Consider the following 16,637-nt stretch of genomic DNA (forward strand, 5'->3'; position numbering starts at 1 on the left):
TCTCTGCAGATACTTCCTTTTTGGTTGGCCTGTTGTAACTCAAAATGGCTACGCATTGTTTACGTGCTATACCTGGGTGAGCTGTTTTTGCATGCACACGCTGTTCTCGATGCCTTTATACTGTCCATAGTTAGGAATCAAGGTATAGCCGCACTTCTGATACAGCCTGATGGCCTCCGGCTGTTTTTTACCAGTTTCCAGAATGCAGGAAGTATACTTCAGTTCAGCTGCCCACTTCTCCAGCTCCTGCAGTACCTGCATGGCAATTCCCTGTCCACGAGACGCTTCCTGCACATACATGCGCTTCACCTCCGCAATGCCTGTCTCATCATATGCTTTAATCGCCCCGCAACCCACAGCCATGCCCTCCCGATAGGCCACAACCACCTGCTGTATCTTGTCTAATTTGTTATACTGCGCATAGAAGGTGTGTTCCGCTCCATCGCGCACAGCCAGGTCCTGGTCGAGTAATGTCACGAGCGCCCGAAAATCCGGATCTTCTGAGTTGGTTCGTACGATGTTGGTCATCTGGCGGAAAATTTTGTAAGCGCGTCGTTATACTTTATAACAGCAAGTATAAGTCGGAAAAGTATAAGATGCCGTATTTTTCTGTTAGGCATGCAAGCAAATCATACTTTTACCTGCTTCCAGGTGCCACGCCTGAAGAGCCACCAACTTACCAACGCATGAAGGGAGTGGCAGCAGGCAATGGCTATGAAGACACCGGTATAGGCCATATCTAAATACAAAGCTAGCGTATAGGCAAGCGGAATTTCGATGAGCCACAGCACCACGATGTTGATCAGGGCAGGGGTACGGGTGTCGCCGGCGCCGTTAAATGCCTGCACCATCACCATGCCCAGCCCGAAAAAGATGTAGCCCAGCGTGATGATCTGCAGCGCCTCGGTCGCAATGGTAACCACTTCCGCATCATGGGTGAAAAAGCTGGAAAGGTGCTCCCCGAAAAGTATGAAAACCAGCGTGACGGCCGCCATGAACACCATGTTGTAACGGGCCGTCAGCCAAACGGCCAGCTCGGCTCGTTTGGCCTTGCGGGCACCCAGGTTCTGGCCGACCAGCGTAGCCGCCGCAGAAGACAGGCCCCAAGCCGGCAGCAGCGTAAAAATAATTACCCGAAAAGCAATGGTATAAGCGGCCAATGCATTGCTACCGAATTCGGCGATGATCCTGGTGAGGAGAATCCAGCTGGCAGAGTCGATGAGGTACTGACCCACGCCGCCAGAGGATAGCCTCAGGATGCGGTACATCACTTTAAAGCTGATCACCAGGTTGTCGCCCGTAATTTTTAGCAGGTGTCTGCCGTTGAACAGGTGGTAGAGTTGATATACTACGCCCAGGCTTCTGCCAATGGTGGTGGCCCAGGCCGCCCCTGCCAGCCCCAAGCCGTCGATACTGCCGATGCCGAAGATCAGGAGTGGGTCCAGAACGATGTTGGCGCCGTTAGCCAGCCAGAGCGCGCGCATGGCCAGGTGCGGCTGGCCCGCCCCACGAAACGCCCCGTTAATGAGGAACAGCAGGATAATGGCTACGTTACCCGCAAAAATAATCCGGGCATAGGCCAGGCCTTCGGCGACGACCTCAGGCGTTGCACCCATCAGCGTCAGCGTCTCGGCGGCGAAAAACGTGGCCAGCCCGCCCATTAGCAGCGATAGCCCCAGGCCGGTCACGATCAACTGGAACGTTATGCTTCCGGCCTCCCGGTAATTTTTCTCCCCAACCCGGCGTGATACCAGTGCCGTGGCTGCAATACTGATGCCCATGCCCACCGCGTAGATGATCATCAGCACAGACTCTGTAAGCCCCACGGTGGCCAGGGCGTTGGAGCCCAGCCTGCCCACAAAGAAGATGTCCACGATGGCAAACAACGACTCCATCAGCATCTCCAGGATCATGGGGATGGCCAGTAGCACGATGCTATGCTTGATGCCGAGGGTCGTGTAATCCTGCTCCTTGCCCTTTATGGCAGACCACGCTAGCTGCAGGAAATTCTGGGAGTTTGCCATAGGAGCGGTTATAGGTAAGGAAACTAACGCGGAGCTTTACGGTTTGAGGCGATACTCATCCACAAAATGGCTGCTGAGCCTGTACGACACGCCCACCTCTACCATAAAACCGGTGGCTTCTTTCAGGTTAAAGAAAACCGGCCTGACTGCTGCATGTATGTTGAGGTAATGATTCGTGATTGAAGGGGTGCCATAATTTATACCCGGCTTGTCTTTGCCTAACTGAACAAGGTAGCTCAGCACTATGCCTGGGCTAAACCCCTCCAGCTGCACCCAGTCCTCATCTCCATGCTCCAGCTTAGGGGTAACGTTCTGTACAGCGTAGGCTAACTCTACCTGCGCCATAAATTCTGTCCTCTCTTTGGCAGCAAAAGCCTTGTTGGCGGCAAGGCCCAGGAGCAATGTTGGAGGCGCGCTGTTTTGCTCCCTGCTGGAGCTAATGGGATAGTCCTGTTTTAGCTCATTACCATAGAAACTCATGACCATACCGCCGCCAATGCCTTTTTTGCCGGTATACATCAAGTCTACCTTCATACCGCCGCCAGGGTGCAGGTATGCTCCAGGCTTGCCTAAAAATGCATTCGCTGTAGCTCCCATCAGTACATCAAGTCTCTGGCCAGACTTATGGATGTACTCAAAATCCTCGTAGACCGGTTCCTTATACTTTGTGCGAAAGATGCCCTGGCGCTGCATGCTTGCCTCCTTCGTTTCATACTTCGGCAACTGGAACTGCAGAAAGTATAGGGAACTTTCCTTTACGCCATCCACGGTGCGGGGGTAGAACATGCTTACCTGGGTAGCGGCATGCCGCAGACTGTCAAGTATGGCAGCATCATCAATGCCATTCACATCTTCCAGTACAGGAGTACCATCTGCACTTATTAAAAATATAAGCTCAATTTCCTTCTCCTGAAGCAGTTCCTTTTGTTCTTTTGAGAAATTGATTTTGTAGAATGGTAAAGCAACTTTACCAATACCCTCTATCGGCTCAGGACCAGAAACTATACTTTCGGTTTGGCCATAACCTTGTAGTGCAGCTAAGCAAAGCCCCAGCGCAATGATTGCAGACTTAAACATCTAATAACTACTATACTTGTCTTTTATTTGGAGCGCGAAGCTAAGCAGTAATTTATGATTTTTCAGGTGTTTTTTTGATTTAATGCACACGCGGTTTGTAGCCTGGAGAGCTTAGGTTGATCTTTGCCAACCCTTCTGAACTACTGAGAAGCCAACACGCTACAGCACCGCGATCTTCAGTACCACCTTCCGCACCGTGCGCTCTCCGGTCACCATGGCGGCGTGGGCGTCATCGGGGTAGAAAATAGTGAAAGAACCCGCCGGCACATCAAACCAGGTGTCAGTCTTGTCTGGGAAAAAGGCGGCGTCGCGCTCCTCCTGGTAAGGATCGTTGGGCTCCTGGCATAGCGCCATATCTTTCCAGCCCATCCGGTCAGTGCCCGAGATGATATATTGTATATCGATGTACCTACGGTGCACCTCCAGCTTATACGCCTGCTCCGTTACGCCCGGTCCGTCGGAGATAATGGCAAGTAGTTGTTTCCCCACGATCTCATGTACCCCGGTTGCTGCCGCCTTCAGGTCTGTTTCTTCTAAGTAGCGGAAAGCCTGCTCAAAAAGCGGGTGTAATGTATAGTAACGGGCTGCGTTGGTAAGTTTATCAAGAACCATGTTGAGTTTTGGAGTTAGAGAGTTAGAAAGTTAAAAAGTTGGAATGACTTACTTTACGTCTTTGTCTTTTGTCATTTGTCATAAAACTTACTACAGGATACGGGTATCAAAACGAACGAAACACCCAATCATACTTGTTATAAAATGTTAATTTTGCAGTAAATTAAAAGATAAGCATTGATCTATCCAGAAAACTTTGAAATAAAAATCGGCTTTGCACAAGTGCGCGAAATGCTGTTGGAGCTCTGCCTGAGTCCGCTGGGCCGTCATTTTGTGAACCGCATGGCTTTCCTGAACCGCCACGACCTGGTGGAGAGGTTGTTGCAGCAAACCGATGAATTTAAACAACTGCTGGAGTCGGACGCTGAGATCCCGCTGCAGCACTACTACGACGCGACCGCATACCTGGACCGGGCCGCCATAGAAGGCACCTACCTGGATGTGTCGCAATTCTTCGAGATCAAAATGTCGCTGCGCACCATCCGCGACTCGCTGCGCTTTATCTCGGAGGCAGAGGAAGGCAAGTATGAAGCCCTGAAGGACCTGGGTGCCAACGTAAGCGTGGAGCGTTCGCTGCTGGCTGCTTTGGATAAGGTGGTAGACGATGCCGGTGCCGTGCGCGACGATGCTACTCCGGAGCTGCAGCGCCTGAAGCGGGATCTGATCGCGCAGCAGGGCGTGTTGCGAAAGACCATTTCCTCCATCCTTCGCCACGCGAAAAACGAAGGCTGGACGCCCTCTGACGTGGAGCCCACCATCCGCGGCGGCCGTTTGGTGATACCCGTTATTGCCGAGCACAAACGCCGCATCAAAGGCCTGATCCACGATGAGTCGAACACGGGCCAGACGGTATATATTGAGCCGGAGTCAATCTTCGAGCTCAACAACGATATCAAGGACCTGGAGAACGCCTACCACCGCGAGCTGATCCGTATCCTGATGGGGTTGACCAATACCCTGCGCCACCATATCCCGGAGTTACGCAAAGCGTACCAGTACCTCGGCCTGCTTGATTTTATCCGGGCCAAGGCTGCCTTTGCCCGGCGCGTGGAGGCTAGCAAGCCCACGCTGCAGAAGTATCCGCTTATTAACTGGAAACAGGCGTTTCACCCGCTTTTATACTTAGCCCACCGGCAGCTGGGCAAACCAACCGTGCCCATGGACCTGGAGCTGAACCAGGAGCAGCGCATACTACTTATTTCCGGCCCGAACGCCGGCGGTAAGTCGGTGAGCCTGAAAACGGTGGGCCTGCTGCAGTACATGCTGCAGTGCGGTCTGCTGATTCCGGCGGAAGATGGGTCTGAGGCAGGCATCTTCCATGATATCTTCATCGATATCGGGGATGAGCAGTCAATCGAGAATGACCTGAGTACCTATAGCTCGCACCTGACCAACATGAAGAAATTTGTGACGGTGGCCGATAAACGCAGCCTGGTGCTGATCGACGAGTTCGGTACGGGCACGGAGCCTATACTGGGCGGCGCCATTGCCGAGGCGGTACTGCAGACGCTGAACGAGAGCAAAGTATACGGTGTCATCACCACGCACTACACCAATCTGAAGAACTATGCCGAGCGCATGCCGGGCATTGTGAACGGCGCCATGCGTTACGACCACAAGCACCTGCAGCCGCTCTACCAGCTGGAGATCGGGAAGCCGGGCTCTTCGTTTGCCATTGAGATCGCGCAGAAGATCGGCCTGCCGAGGCACATTGTAGACAAGGCCAGCAAGCTGGTGGGTAAGGACAAGATACGCTATGACCGCCTGCTGGAGGAACTGGAAACGGAGAAGCAGGAGCTGGAGAAGAAGACGCGTGAGGCGGCCAAGCTCGAGGAGAAGCTCAAGCGCCAGGTAAAGGACTATAGTGACCTGAAGAACTTCCTGGAAGACAGCAAGCAGGAGATTATGCGTGAGGCCAAGGGCAAAGCCAAGCTGCTGTTGAAAGACGCCAACCAGAAGATCGAATCCACTATTCAGCAGATAAAGCAGAGCCAGGCCGAGAAGGAGAAAACCAAGGAGGCCCGGCGCGAGCTGGAGACCTTTGCCCAGGAGGTGCGCAAGGAGGAGCCGCGCCCGGCGCACAAGCGTATCGCTAACGGAAGTATAAAGGAGGGCGATAACGTGGCGCTGGTCGGGCAGGACTCTGTGGGTCAGGTGGTCAATATAAAAGGAAAAACCGCGGAGGTATTGTTTGGTGGCCTCAAAACCATTGTAAAGGTAGATAACCTGGAGCGGGTAGAGGGGCAGGTAGCCAAGCAGAAGAAAGCCAAGGCAGAGAGCGACGGAAGCGGTTATAGCCGCGGCATGAATATGACGCAGCGCATGGCCGACTTCGCCAGCACCCTCGACATCCGGGGCGAGTATGCCGAAGACGCGCTTACCAAAGTGATGAATTTTACAGACGAGGCCCTGATGCTGGGCATCCCGGAGATTAAGATCATCCACGGCAGGGGTAATGGTGTGCTGCGCCAGGTGGTGCGCGATTACCTGCACTCGGTGCCGGAGGTAGCAAGCGTAGGGAATGAAGCTACTGAACGCGGCGGAGACGGGGCTACCCTGGCGGTGCTGAAGTAAAGTATAAAATCACAGCAACAGAAAAGGCTCCCTCGATTGGGAGCCTTTTCTGTTTGGGAAGCACTTGCGCTTTTTCCGGTGAGCTGTCAGCTTATACTTACTGCGCGCTCCAGCCGCCGTCTATGGGCAGGCAGGCACCCGTCATTTGGGAGGAGGCCTCGGAGGCCAGAAACAGCGCCAGCTGGGCAATGGCCTCCACATCCACAAACTGCTTCACGGGCTGCTTTTTCAGCATCACTTGCTCCACCACCTCATCCTCCGACATCCCGTGCGCCCGCGCTTGATCCGCGATTTGCGCCTCCACGAGCGGGGTTTTTACATAGCCGGGGCAAATGGCGTTGCAGGTGATGTTATACGGAGCCCCTTCCAGCGCCAACACCTTGGTGAGGCCGGCAATGCCATGCTTGGCGGCCACGTACGCCGCCTTAAACTCAGAGGCACGCAGGGCATGGGCCGAGGCAATGTTAATGATGCGGCCAAAGCGGCGTTCCTGCATTCCCTTCCAAACCGCTTTGGACGTATGGAACGATGAGGAAAGATTCACGGCAAGTATGGCGTTCCACTTCTCTTCCGGAAACGCCGCCACCGGCGCCACGTGTTGGATGCCCGCGTTGTTTACCAGCACGTCCACCTGCCCCAGCTCTTGCTCTGCCTGTTGCACCATTTGCCGTATCTGCTCCGGTTGCTGCAGGTTGGCCGGCGAGAAGTATACTTGTACCCCGTGCTCCTGCGCCAGTTGCTGGGCGATCTCCTCTCCGTTCTTTTCTAATCCGTTTACCAGCAGGTTATAGCCCTGGGCGGCAAAGGCGTTCGCCAGGCCGAGCCCGATGCCGCTGGTGCCGCCAGTTATCAGTACGTTCTTCATGTTTATACTTTGTGTTGATGTTGGGAAAAGCGTAAAAATGCCGAAGCGCCCCGTAAGAGCGCTTCGGCGGTCATATAACCTGTCTAACCTACCACTCTCATGTTAGTATTTGCCGTTGAGCACGCTCAGGTTCGGCAGCAGCTTTTCGGTCAGGTCGAAGCGGAGCTCTACGGAGTAGAGGCGGCCGATCTCCGGCGAGCCCACGTACTCGCGCTGCGCTGAGTCAAACAGATTGCTCACGCTAGCACCCAGCGTCATCCACTCCTTCAGCTTATAGCCGGCGCTCAGGTCCACCGACGTAAAACCGCCTAGCGGGCCGTAATTGTAGTTGTAAGGTGCTACCCGCTGGTTCTGGTTCTCCCTAGCTGCGATCTGCACACCGGAATAGAAGTCATACTCGGGTAGGATGCGCACGTTCACAGAGCCGAAGAACTTTTTGTTGAACAGGTCGCGGGCGGTGAAGTTGAAGTTGTAGCGGTGTTGGGCCGCGTTCAGGCTGCTCTCCGATACAGACACCGTGCCGTCGCCGTTCGCATCGTTGTCCAGGTTGTCCTTATCGGTGATATCAGAGTTGAAATAAGAGTACTTGGCCCCTATGCTGAAGTAGTTGTTCAGGTAAAAGTTGATGCCCAGGTCCGTGCCCCACGAGTTCACGTTGCCATAGTTCAGGTAAGTGAGGTAGTAGTTCAGCGCGTTGGCAGCGGTTTCCGTCACATCTTTGTCGCCTTTACGGATCACGCGCTCCTTACCAAGTATAGGCGTAACACCGGTTAGCGGCGAGATAAAGTTCTCTGACTTGGAGTACCAGGTGCTCAGGTCGATGAACAGCTTATCGGTAGGGGTGCCTTTGTAACCGAACTCAAAGGTCTGTACCTGCTCTGGCTCCAGTTTGTCTATCATGCGCTCTGCGCCCGTTTCGGTGTTGCGGATGGTCAGGCCGGCGCCGTTGCCTAGTATGGCCAAAGCACCATTGTTCAGGTAAAACTCCTGGAACTGGATGGACGGCGCGGAGTAGGCGCGGCCCCAGGTGGCGCGGAAGGTGCCTTTCAGGGCGTTATAGGTCAGGGCCGCCTTCGGGCTGAACTGCGAGCCATAGTTTTCGTGGTTGTCGTAACGGGCAGCACCCAGGGCTTTAAACTTCTCTGTGATAGCATACTCCAGCTGCGCCACCACGCCATACTGGCTCAGGATGATGTCGCCAGCTGCGTCGTCCAGGTAGGTCTGGCGGCTGTAGGCCACATCGCGCTGGTAGCTCAGGCCGGTGATCAGGTCCAGCTTGCCGAAGTTGTTGTTATACTGCACCTCGCCGTTGATGCGGTGGCTCTTGTCTATAAAACCAGGGAAAGCAATGGCTGGGGAGCCTTCACCGATCTCACCTGGCTTGGCACCTGTTTTGGAGTACTGCGCGGCCTGTGCCTCGGAGTAACCGCTGGCGCGCAGGGTGTAGTAGTTGGTGGTGCGGGCGTTGATCTGGTACGTGTCACCGGCATCGTTCCAGGTGCTGTAGAGCTGGGCGAACACGTGCGGCGACACAAAGCGGCCCTGCAGGTACTGGAAGGTCCAGCCGTTAATCTGGTTGCGGCCGTTGCTGGTCACCCCAATGTTATCGCCCTGGCCAAAGCCATAGTCCAGGATGATGTCGGTGGTGCTGGTCGGGCTAAAGTATAAAGCCGAGCCGAAGCGCTTTGATTTGAAGCCAAATTCCACGTCATACTCCGGTAGGGCACCCAGTGTAGCGTTGTAAACGGTATCGATGAACTTGAAATCCTGCCCCTCGGTATACTCGCCGGTGATCTTATAGGCAAACTTGTCGCTGATAACGGCGGCGTGGCGGGCGCGGGCGCTCAGCACATCCTGGTTACCGGCCCCTATGGTTACCGTTGTGCCCGGGTGGCGGCGCGGGTCTTTGGTAATGGTGTTGATAACACCGTTGTGCGCGTTAGGGCCATAAAGGGCCGACGAAGGACCCAGAATCACCTCCACCCGCTCAATATCTTCCTTGATAACCGTATTGTAGAAACCTGCCGGCAGCCCGGTACCGCCCGGAAGCATGGAGTTGCGGCCGTCGGTCATCTGGTACATCTTCACGTTAAAGGCGTTGTTAAATCCGCGGGCGTTAATACCCACGCCAATCACGCCGGAGCGCACGACCTCCACGCCCTGCACCTTGTTCAGCAGCTCGCCCACGTTAAAGGATGGCAGCGCCTCCAGGTCACGGGAGGAGATGACACTGATGGCGGCAGGGGCCTCCGTCAGTTTTTCGGGGCGGCGCGTGGCAGATACCACCACTTCCTCGCCGACCATGACGGAGGCCTGCATAGTAATGGTGCCGATGTCGGTTGTTGCACCGTCAGACACATTTACCGGTATATCGGGATAAGAGTAGCCTACATAGGAGATGCGGAGGCTGTAATTGCCAGCCGGCACGTTCTGGATCAGGAAATCACCGTTGGTGTCGGTGGTGGTGCCTCTGCTGGTGCCTTTTAGGAGAACCGTGGCGCCGATCAGCGCTTCCTTGGTGTCTCCGCCCACCACGCTACCCTTTACAGCGCCGCTCTGGGCCATGGCTGCCTGTGCTACGCAGAACACCGACAGCAGGAGTAAGTAAATCTTTTTCATGGTTAGTAAGGTTAGATGAAATGATGTTTTTGTGTTCTGATTAGTAGTTCTGATTAGTATAGGTATAAGTATAAATCAATCCAGAAACTCGCGTACCGCCTCGTTGAAAGCCTCCGGCTGCTCGAACTGCAGCATGTGCCCGGCCTGCGGCAGCATTACTACCTGGCTGTTCGGTATCCGCTCTTTCCCGATTTCAGCCACCGCCTGCGTGGTAAGGCTAGGGTTCAGGTAGCGGTTCGGGATAAGGTTATCGTTCTCGCCAAAAAGGATGAGCGTGGGCATTTGCAGCTGCGGCAGCTTGTCGTACACCGGCTCATCCACCATGGCGGCTACACCTTGCGCCACAGCTTTGCTGTAATCCGGGAACTGCGCCGCCTTCGTCATCTCCACCCGTTCCTCAATCATGAACTGCGCATCAGCAGGCATCTGGTGGAAGTTTACCTTCACGTTGGCAGCGATCTGCTCGGGCGTTGTCTTGGCGATACTTTCAGGCGTAACAGTGGCCTTAAACAGCTGCTTCTGCTGCTCGGTGAAGGTCTCCAGCCCGGCGGGGGCGGCCAGTATCAGCTTTTGCACGCGCTCCGGCGCCTGCAGGGCCGCGGTTATGGCAACCTGTCCGCCCATGGAGTGGCCCACCAATACCACCTGCTCTATTTTCAGCTTGTCCATCAGGGCCAGCACGGCATCGGCGTAGGCTTTCATGCCCACCTGCGCGTTATCTTTGGACGACTTCCCATAACCCGGCAAGTCCAGGGCAATGGTGCGGTAGTGCTGGCTCAGTTCGGGTATGTTCTTGTTCCAGGCGGGCAGGTAGCTGCCCAAACCATGGATAAGGATGACCGTCTGTGGCCCTTTGCCCTGGTCGACGTAGGCGATGGTCTGCCCGCTTGGGAGTGTTGCCTGCTGCACCGGGAAGTTATACTTCAGGCCATCGAAAACAGGATCGGCAGCGGCTATCGTCTCAGATTTGGCGGCTGGTGCCTGGCACTGGGCGTTCAGGCTCAGCAGGCCTCCCAGCAGGAGCGTTACGTATAGTTTGGCGTTAGTTCTCATACACGGATTGGGTTACAGGTGTGGCAGGGGCCTCCACCGGGGCAGGCTTCCTGAAGGTGTAGTATAAAGAGAATCCGACGATGACAGAGGCCAGTATAGCCAGGGCGGCGGCAATGCCGGGGTTGCGGACCGGGGCATCCATGTAAGAGGTGAGGCCGCCGTAGTATACCGCAAAGTGCACGGCCACCGAGGTGATCGAAGCCGCCACCGGCGCCACCAGCGGCACGCGCTTCAGGAACATGCCAAACAGCACCGGCACAAAGGCCGCCGAGAAGTAGGCATACACACCGTTCTGCGCGAAAATGCCCACGCTCAGGTTCGGGTAAAGCAGCTGGTCGAAAGTTAACAGAATAGTAACGATAGCCAGCGCCACAATCACCAGGCGGTTGATCACCACGCTGCGGGCCTCTACTCTGGGGCCGAATACGGGCGTCAGGATATCGGAGGTTATCGTGATCGAAAGCGACTGGATCAGCCCCTCTAAGGTAGACAAGCCTGCCGAAATCAGCCCCAGCACTACCAGCAGCCCGATGTATACCGGAAACTCGCTCACCACGTAAGCCGACATAATGCCGTCCAGCGGAATGGCTTGGCCGTTTATACTTAAATCCGGGAAGGTAATGCGGGCGTAGAGGCCGGCGATCACCACCAAAAAGAACAAGGCCTCAGTGAGCACGCCTACCAACAAGTATACATTCACGTCTTTCTCGTTTTTGAGCAGCAGCGATTTGGTAATGATATGCGGCTGGCAAACAATGGCGATGCCAATGATGATCTGGCAGAAGATGATCTCGAAGTAGTCGCGGAAAAGGAAGCTCTGTGGGTTGGTAGGCTGTACCAGCAGCGGGTCTATGGTCGCCAGTTTTTCCAGGAAACCTTTCACGCCGTTGCTGAAGTGCTCGTAGCCGGAGCCCAGCAGGATGAACGCCACCACTACCATGAGCAGCGCCTGGATCATGTTGGTATACACCATGGAGTTGGCGCCGCCAAACATCATATAACCGAACACGAATACCACAATACCCACGCACACATGCAGCTCGTTCAGGTTCAGCACGCTGGCCAGTACCTTCGTCAGCCCCACGCAGATGAGCACGATAAAGGTGATCAGCAGCAGCGACAGAAACGCAAAGAACATCGCGTAGCCCCGGCTTTTGTACACCGAACCCATCCACTGCGCCATCGTCTGCGCCTTCACGGCCGTGCCCATACTCCGAAAGCCCTTGGTAAGGACAACCAGCGACAGCAGTGCGGCAGCCGGCAAGGCAATGGCCATGGAGATAAAGCCACTCACGCCGTACAGCGCTACAAAGCCCGGGTTGATGATGAACGTGGCCGCGCTCGTCATAGAGGCAGCTAGCGCCAGGCCCACTGCCACCGGCGAGAAGGCCACGCTTCCCAGCGCGTAATCAGAAATGGAGCGGATGCGCAGCGCCCCCCGCACCACGAAGAACAGTATAAGCGCAGCGTAAGCGATGACAAGTATCCAACCAGCCGTTACCAGTTCAGAAGGGGCTAAGTCGTTCATGGGAGTCGGTGTTATAAGTGTTGCTTTGTCCTAAAAATTTAAGCAATTATTTATATAGCAACATGCTTATACTTGCCAACTCAGAAAATATTAAGGTGAAATCGGAAGTGGGTTAGGTGAGGTTTTTAGTAATGAGTGAGTGGTTGCTTATTTATTTGAGGTAAAGGAGTGAGATTATCTGCCGCAAGTTTAGCGCAGTGTAACTTGTGGCTAGGTACGGCAGCAGTTTTCAATTGCTTTGCTTCGGAGAAGCAAGGGCTGCAATGGCCTTGGCTAAGCTTCGTACTTTGGCTACAGCAGCATAAAGTATACTTCTTGAAAGCACACTTTTCTGCTACACAGAAAGCAAGTTGCAAACTTGCGGCAGAAGGGGGCAATCGATTAGCATAGGTCGCGGGCATGGGCCTATAAGAGCTGACATTCTAACTCTTTAACTTTATAACTCCTCAACCTTTGCTGGCGCGGGTTTGCAACCCGTGCCTTCTATGATGTCGGGTTTGTAACCCGACTGGCTCGCAGAGCCATACTTTATACTTGAGCTATACTTCATGCTTTTCTGGCGCCAGCGTCCGCTTGTGCCTTCCTCTAGCCCTTGCTTGTCTTAACTTGAACCAAGCTATACTTATTAGCTGCTGCTGTTCCATGGCTTTACTACCTGCTCGCTTCATTTCTGGCTTTGGCTCCCTCATGGCCGGGAGGCCTCGTCCTCGGGCATCGCGCTGGGAGCTTTTCCTTTGCTCCTACGTCGCAATACCTCGCTTGCGCTCGCCACCGGAAAAACTCGCATAGGCGCTCAACCCAAGGACTGGGATCAGTTCGATAGCCACTGCCCTAACTGTCATCTCGACCCTTGGGAGAGATCTCTTTAGAATCTCACCTAGATCTCTCGCGTTGCTCGAGATGACAGGGAAAGGAGTAAGTATAACTCCCTCTCCTGTTATTAGGAGAGGGTTGGGGTGAGGTGACAATTCCCCTCCTCGGAGGGGTCAGGGGTGGGTTATACTTGTAGAGACAGAGGCTATAAAGCTTATACTTTGGCTAAAGCAGTTACAGAGATCCCCTTCTTAGCTTCTAAAGGAGGGGCTGCACCCCCAAGAGAGGCAGTTGAACCCGGAGCTGTTTAACTCCTAAACTCTCCAACCCTCTAACTCCCAAACTCTCCACCTCCCCAACTCAAAGGATTTGCAGTCGCTTCAGCAGCGCCTCTTTGTGCGTGTTGCCGATAGGTATCTGCTTACCGCCGATCAGAATGTTGTTATCTTCTATGGCCTCAATAGCCGTGAGGCGGACGATGTAGGAGCGGTGCACGCGCATGAAATCCTTGCCAGGCAGGCGCTGCTCCAGGTTCTTCAGGCTCTGGCTGACGAGGTAGAGGTGCTGCGGCGTTTTGATGTTGCAGTAGATATCCTGGGCCTCCGCCCAGACGATATCCCGTAGCGCCACCTTCTCCAAACGGTTGCGCACCTTCACAAACAGGGCATCGTGGAGCAGGTAATTATCGCTTTCTGTAGTGGCAGAAGCAGTAGACTCGCTGGCTATACTTGCCGGCTGCTGCTGGCGCGCACTGGCGTTGTGTATGGCCACCTCAATGCTGCTCTGCAGCGTGCGGATGTCGAAAGGCTTGACCAGGTAGGCGTGCGGGTTAGTCTGTTTGGCGCGATCAATCGTTCCCTTATCCGAGAGGGCCGTCATGAAGATGAACGGAATCTGGCTTGCCTTGGAGAGTATAGCGGCCGTGTCGATGCCGTCGAGTTTGCCTTCCAGCGTGATATCAAGTATGGCCAGATCGGGGAGGTGTTTGTGCACCTCCAGCAGCAGTTCCTCGCCCGAACTCACTGTGGCGCATACCTCGTAACCCAGCTCCTCCAGCGAGAAAGCCAGGTTCTGCGCAATCACCACGTCATCCTCTGCTATCAGCAGTTTCATCTTTGCCATACTTTGTGAGCTATACTTTTACCGGCTGGTGCAACTAAATTCACATCAATATATATACTTTAAGCTGATAATGAAACAGCTGCTTCGGGGCAGTATGGTTTTTTAGGGAAGAATTTGTAAATTGATGAATGCTGTTGCCGCTACGCCATATAAAAATCACCCTGACACTCAGCCTGCTTTTTTTGCTGGCCATAGCGAGTATAGCCTATGCGCAGGCGCCCGATACCGTGCTGCTGTTGCCGGAAGCAGGGCAGGAGGTGCAGGTGCCGTTGCAGGTGTACCACGACCAGAGCGGCAAGCTGCAACTGCAGCAGGTACAGCAAATGCCCTTCTCCCCCCTCGACACCCAAGCTTCGCTGCAGGCTGGTAAAACTGTGCACTGGGTACGGGTGGTGCTAAGTAATAACTCCCGCCACGAAGCCACGCGCTATCTCTATGCCGGCGACTGGAGCCGGCTGCAGCTCTATACTTTACACCCCGACGGGAGCTCTGAAGTGCGGCTGACGGGGCAGCTGCTACCCATACAGGAGCGTGATGTGCCCCGGAGCAAGCCTCTGGTGCGGGTGCAGGTGCCGCCACATGGCCTTACTTTGCTCTACCTGCGCCTGCAGGGCGATATCAACCTATACAAGCCGCAGCGCCTGAGCCTGCAGCTGCAAACGCCTGAGCAGGTGGTCCAGGCCAACAACCGCAGGCTGCTGGTGCAGGGCTTTTTTATGGGTATCATTGTGGTGATGGCGCTTTACAACCTGGTGCTGTTCTTTTCAGTCCGCGACCGCAGCTATTTATACTTTGTACTGGCGCTGCTGGGCACAGGCCTGTACTTTATGTTTTACCACGGCTTTGCCCTGGAACTGCTCTGGCCCAATGCGCCTTACTGGAATGCCCACAGCTTCGCCTTTCTGGTAACTTTCAATGGCCTCTTGCGGCTGCTATTCACCAAAAGCTATCTGAACACCCGCGCAACCATGCCTCGTTGGGACAAGCTCCTGACGCTGCTCTCGCTGCTTTATGCGTTGCCCGTGGCCATGGGGCTGCTCTCTTACCTCACCCCGCTGGACCTGCTGCAGGCCTGCGTGGACCTGATCGGTGTGATTGGCGGCGCCGTGCTGGTGGCGATGCTCCTGGTAAGTGTGGCGGCGCTGCGGCAGGGGTATCGCCCGGCTTTATACTTTCTTATAGCCAATGTATTTTTCGTGGTGGGGGCCTTGCTGTTTATCCTGAAAGAAACGCACCTGTTGCCCAACACGCCGCTTACAGTCTACTCGGCGCAGGTGGGCATGGTAGCGCAGGTGGTGCTGTTCTCGCTGGGTTTGGCCTATAGGCTGAACGCGGTTACTAGTGAGCTGGCCGCCGAGGTGCTGGAGAAGGAGCGCCTGGAGCGGGAGAAAGAGACAGAGCGAAAGCGCCTGGTGGAGCAGCAGAAGCGGGAGCTGGAGGTAACGGTGGCTAACCGCACCGCCGCGCTACGCCACAAAACGCAGGAGCTGAAAGAGACAGTGCACCAGCTCAGGGAGTCGAAGCACAAGCTGCTGCGCCTCAACCAGCTCAAAGACCGCTTCTTCTCCATCATCTCGCACGACCTGCGAACGCCGTTGGCCACCCTGGACTCGTTCCTAAACATCCTGCTAAATTTTTCCGGAAGGATGCAGCCGGAGCAGATGCAGAAGCTGGCCAACCATACCCAGCTGTCGGTGCACAACCTGCAGTCGCTCCTGGAGAACCTCTTGCAGTGGGCCTCCTCCCAGGCCGGCGCAGACCACAGCATGCGCTTTGAGCCAGTGCCTTTGCAAATAGGGGAGGTGGTGCAGCGCAACCTGGAGCTGTTACAGGATACTGCCGCAGCCAAACAGATTGAGTGCCAGGTGCAGGTGCCGGGGGAACTGAAGGTATATGCCGATGCCAACATGCTGGACTTCCTGGTTCGTAACCTGCTGCATAATGCCATTAAATTCTCCGAGACGGGAGGGAAAGTAAGAATCATGGTAAAGGCGCTGCATAATGGTTTTGCCGAAGTAACTGTAGCAGATGATGGGATAGGTATAGAAGCAGGTATCATGCAAACGCTTTTCCATCGGGAGCACCCTGCCAGGACTACAAAAGGTACCGCCAACGAAAAAGGGGTAGGGCTTGGCTTGCTGCTGTGCCGGCAGTTCGTAGAGCGCTGCGGAGGTAGTATACATGTAGCGAGTGAACCAAGCAAGGGGAGCCGGTTCTGGTTCCTGGTGCCCCTGCACCGGCAAGAAGCGGTGGTAGACCCCAAGCGAGAGCTGGAGAGCAAGATACTCTGATCAATTAGCAAGTAAATGCACCATAGCCGGAATGAAGCTGGTTTCGGATCCAATGATTA

Annotated in this window: 11 protein-coding genes; 2 read left to right on the forward strand and 9 right to left on the reverse strand. The window is 54.9% G+C overall.

Annotated features, from left to right (window positions below; genetic code table 11):
- Window positions 1-66: 66 nt before the first annotated feature.
- From OH144_RS05745 to OH144_RS05760, 4 genes are all read right to left on the reverse strand, one after another.
- A complete protein-coding gene (locus OH144_RS05745) occupies window positions 67-528 on the reverse strand; it encodes a GNAT family N-acetyltransferase (RefSeq protein WP_266205344.1) in 462 nt (153 codons plus the stop codon).
- Between the two features lie 101 nt (window positions 529-629).
- Window positions 630-2,024 (reverse strand): MATE family efflux transporter, encoded by a 1,395-nt coding sequence (locus tag OH144_RS05750; protein ID WP_266205345.1) that lies wholly within the window; start codon window positions 2,022-2,024, stop codon window positions 630-632.
- A 36-nt stretch (window positions 2,025-2,060) separates the two neighbouring features.
- Window positions 2,061-3,101, reverse strand: coding sequence for a hypothetical protein (locus OH144_RS05755; protein ID WP_266205346.1), 1,041 nt, complete (start codon window positions 3,099-3,101; stop codon window positions 2,061-2,063).
- A 159-nt stretch (window positions 3,102-3,260) separates the two neighbouring features.
- Window positions 3,261-3,713, reverse strand: coding sequence for a YhcH/YjgK/YiaL family protein (locus OH144_RS05760; RefSeq protein ID WP_266205347.1), 453 nt, complete (start codon window positions 3,711-3,713; stop codon window positions 3,261-3,263).
- 177 nt (window positions 3,714-3,890) lie between these two features.
- Between OH144_RS05760 and OH144_RS05765 the strand changes: the two genes are divergently transcribed.
- On the forward strand, window positions 3,891-6,287 hold the full coding sequence (locus OH144_RS05765; RefSeq protein WP_266205348.1) for an endonuclease MutS2: 2,397 nt from the start codon (window positions 3,891-3,893) through the stop codon (window positions 6,285-6,287).
- A gap of 97 nt (window positions 6,288-6,384) precedes the next feature.
- Here the strand turns inward: OH144_RS05765 and OH144_RS05770 are convergent, their stop codons facing one another.
- The 5 genes from OH144_RS05770 to OH144_RS05790 all read right to left on the reverse strand — a co-directional run bounded on the left by OH144_RS05770 (window position 6,385) and on the right by OH144_RS05790 (window position 14,287).
- Window positions 6,385-7,152 carry a 3-hydroxybutyrate dehydrogenase gene (locus OH144_RS05770; RefSeq protein WP_266205349.1) on the reverse strand — a complete coding sequence of 256 codons (768 nt, stop codon included), beginning with the start codon at window positions 7,150-7,152 and terminating at the stop codon, window positions 6,385-6,387.
- A gap of 102 nt (window positions 7,153-7,254) precedes the next feature.
- A complete protein-coding gene (locus OH144_RS05775; RefSeq protein ID WP_266205350.1) occupies window positions 7,255-9,771 on the reverse strand; it encodes a TonB-dependent receptor in 2,517 nt (838 codons plus the stop codon).
- Window positions 9,772-9,846: 75 nt separating this feature from the next.
- Complete coding sequence (locus OH144_RS05780; protein WP_266205351.1) at window positions 9,847-10,824, reverse strand: alpha/beta fold hydrolase; 978 nt, start codon at window positions 10,822-10,824, stop codon at window positions 9,847-9,849.
- Window positions 10,814-12,352, reverse strand: a complete 1,539-nt coding sequence (locus OH144_RS05785; protein ID WP_266205352.1) for a sodium:solute symporter family transporter — start codon at window positions 12,350-12,352, stop codon at window positions 10,814-10,816. The genes OH144_RS05780 and OH144_RS05785 overlap by 11 nt, the downstream gene beginning before the upstream one ends.
- Before the next feature lie 1,173 nt (window positions 12,353-13,525).
- Window positions 13,526-14,287 (reverse strand): LytR/AlgR family response regulator transcription factor, encoded by a 762-nt coding sequence (locus OH144_RS05790; protein ID WP_266205353.1) that lies wholly within the window; start codon window positions 14,285-14,287, stop codon window positions 13,526-13,528.
- 128 nt (window positions 14,288-14,415) lie between these two features.
- On the opposite strand from OH144_RS05790, the gene OH144_RS05795 reads away from it, so the two are divergent.
- On the forward strand, window positions 14,416-16,578 hold the full coding sequence (locus OH144_RS05795) for a sensor histidine kinase (protein WP_266205354.1): 2,163 nt from the start codon (window positions 14,416-14,418) through the stop codon (window positions 16,576-16,578).
- The last annotated feature ends 59 nt before the right edge of the window (window positions 16,579-16,637 follow it).

The sequence above is a fragment of the Pontibacter kalidii genome (genome assembly GCF_026278245.1).
In the GTDB taxonomy this organism is placed as follows: domain Bacteria; phylum Bacteroidota; class Bacteroidia; order Cytophagales; family Hymenobacteraceae; genus Pontibacter; species Pontibacter kalidii.

Excerpts from the sequence above, each read along its gene's own strand:
- OH144_RS05785 (WP_266205352.1), bottom strand. The coding sequence starts at position 12,352 with ATGAACGACTTAGCCCCTTCTGAACTGGTAACGGCTGGTTGGATACTT.
- OH144_RS05775 (WP_266205350.1), bottom strand. The coding sequence starts at position 9,771 with ATGAAAAAGATTTACTTACTCCTGCTGTCGGTGTTCTGCGTAGCACAG.
- OH144_RS05780 (WP_266205351.1), bottom strand. The coding sequence starts at position 10,824 with ATGAGAACTAACGCCAAACTATACGTAACGCTCCTGCTGGGAGGCCTG.
- OH144_RS05750 (WP_266205345.1), bottom strand. The coding sequence starts at position 2,024 with ATGGCAAACTCCCAGAATTTCCTGCAGCTAGCGTGGTCTGCCATAAAG.
- OH144_RS05795 (WP_266205354.1), top strand. The coding sequence starts at position 14,416 with ATGCTGTTGCCGCTACGCCATATAAAAATCACCCTGACACTCAGCCTG.
- OH144_RS05745 (WP_266205344.1), bottom strand. The coding sequence starts at position 528 with ATGACCAACATCGTACGAACCAACTCAGAAGATCCGGATTTTCGGGCG.
- OH144_RS05760 (WP_266205347.1), bottom strand. The coding sequence starts at position 3,713 with ATGGTTCTTGATAAACTTACCAACGCAGCCCGTTACTATACATTACAC.
- OH144_RS05770 (WP_266205349.1), bottom strand. The coding sequence starts at position 7,152 with ATGAAGAACGTACTGATAACTGGCGGCACCAGCGGCATCGGGCTCGGC.
- OH144_RS05755 (WP_266205346.1), bottom strand. The coding sequence starts at position 3,101 with ATGTTTAAGTCTGCAATCATTGCGCTGGGGCTTTGCTTAGCTGCACTA.
- OH144_RS05790 (WP_266205353.1), bottom strand. The coding sequence starts at position 14,287 with ATGGCAAAGATGAAACTGCTGATAGCAGAGGATGACGTGGTGATTGCG.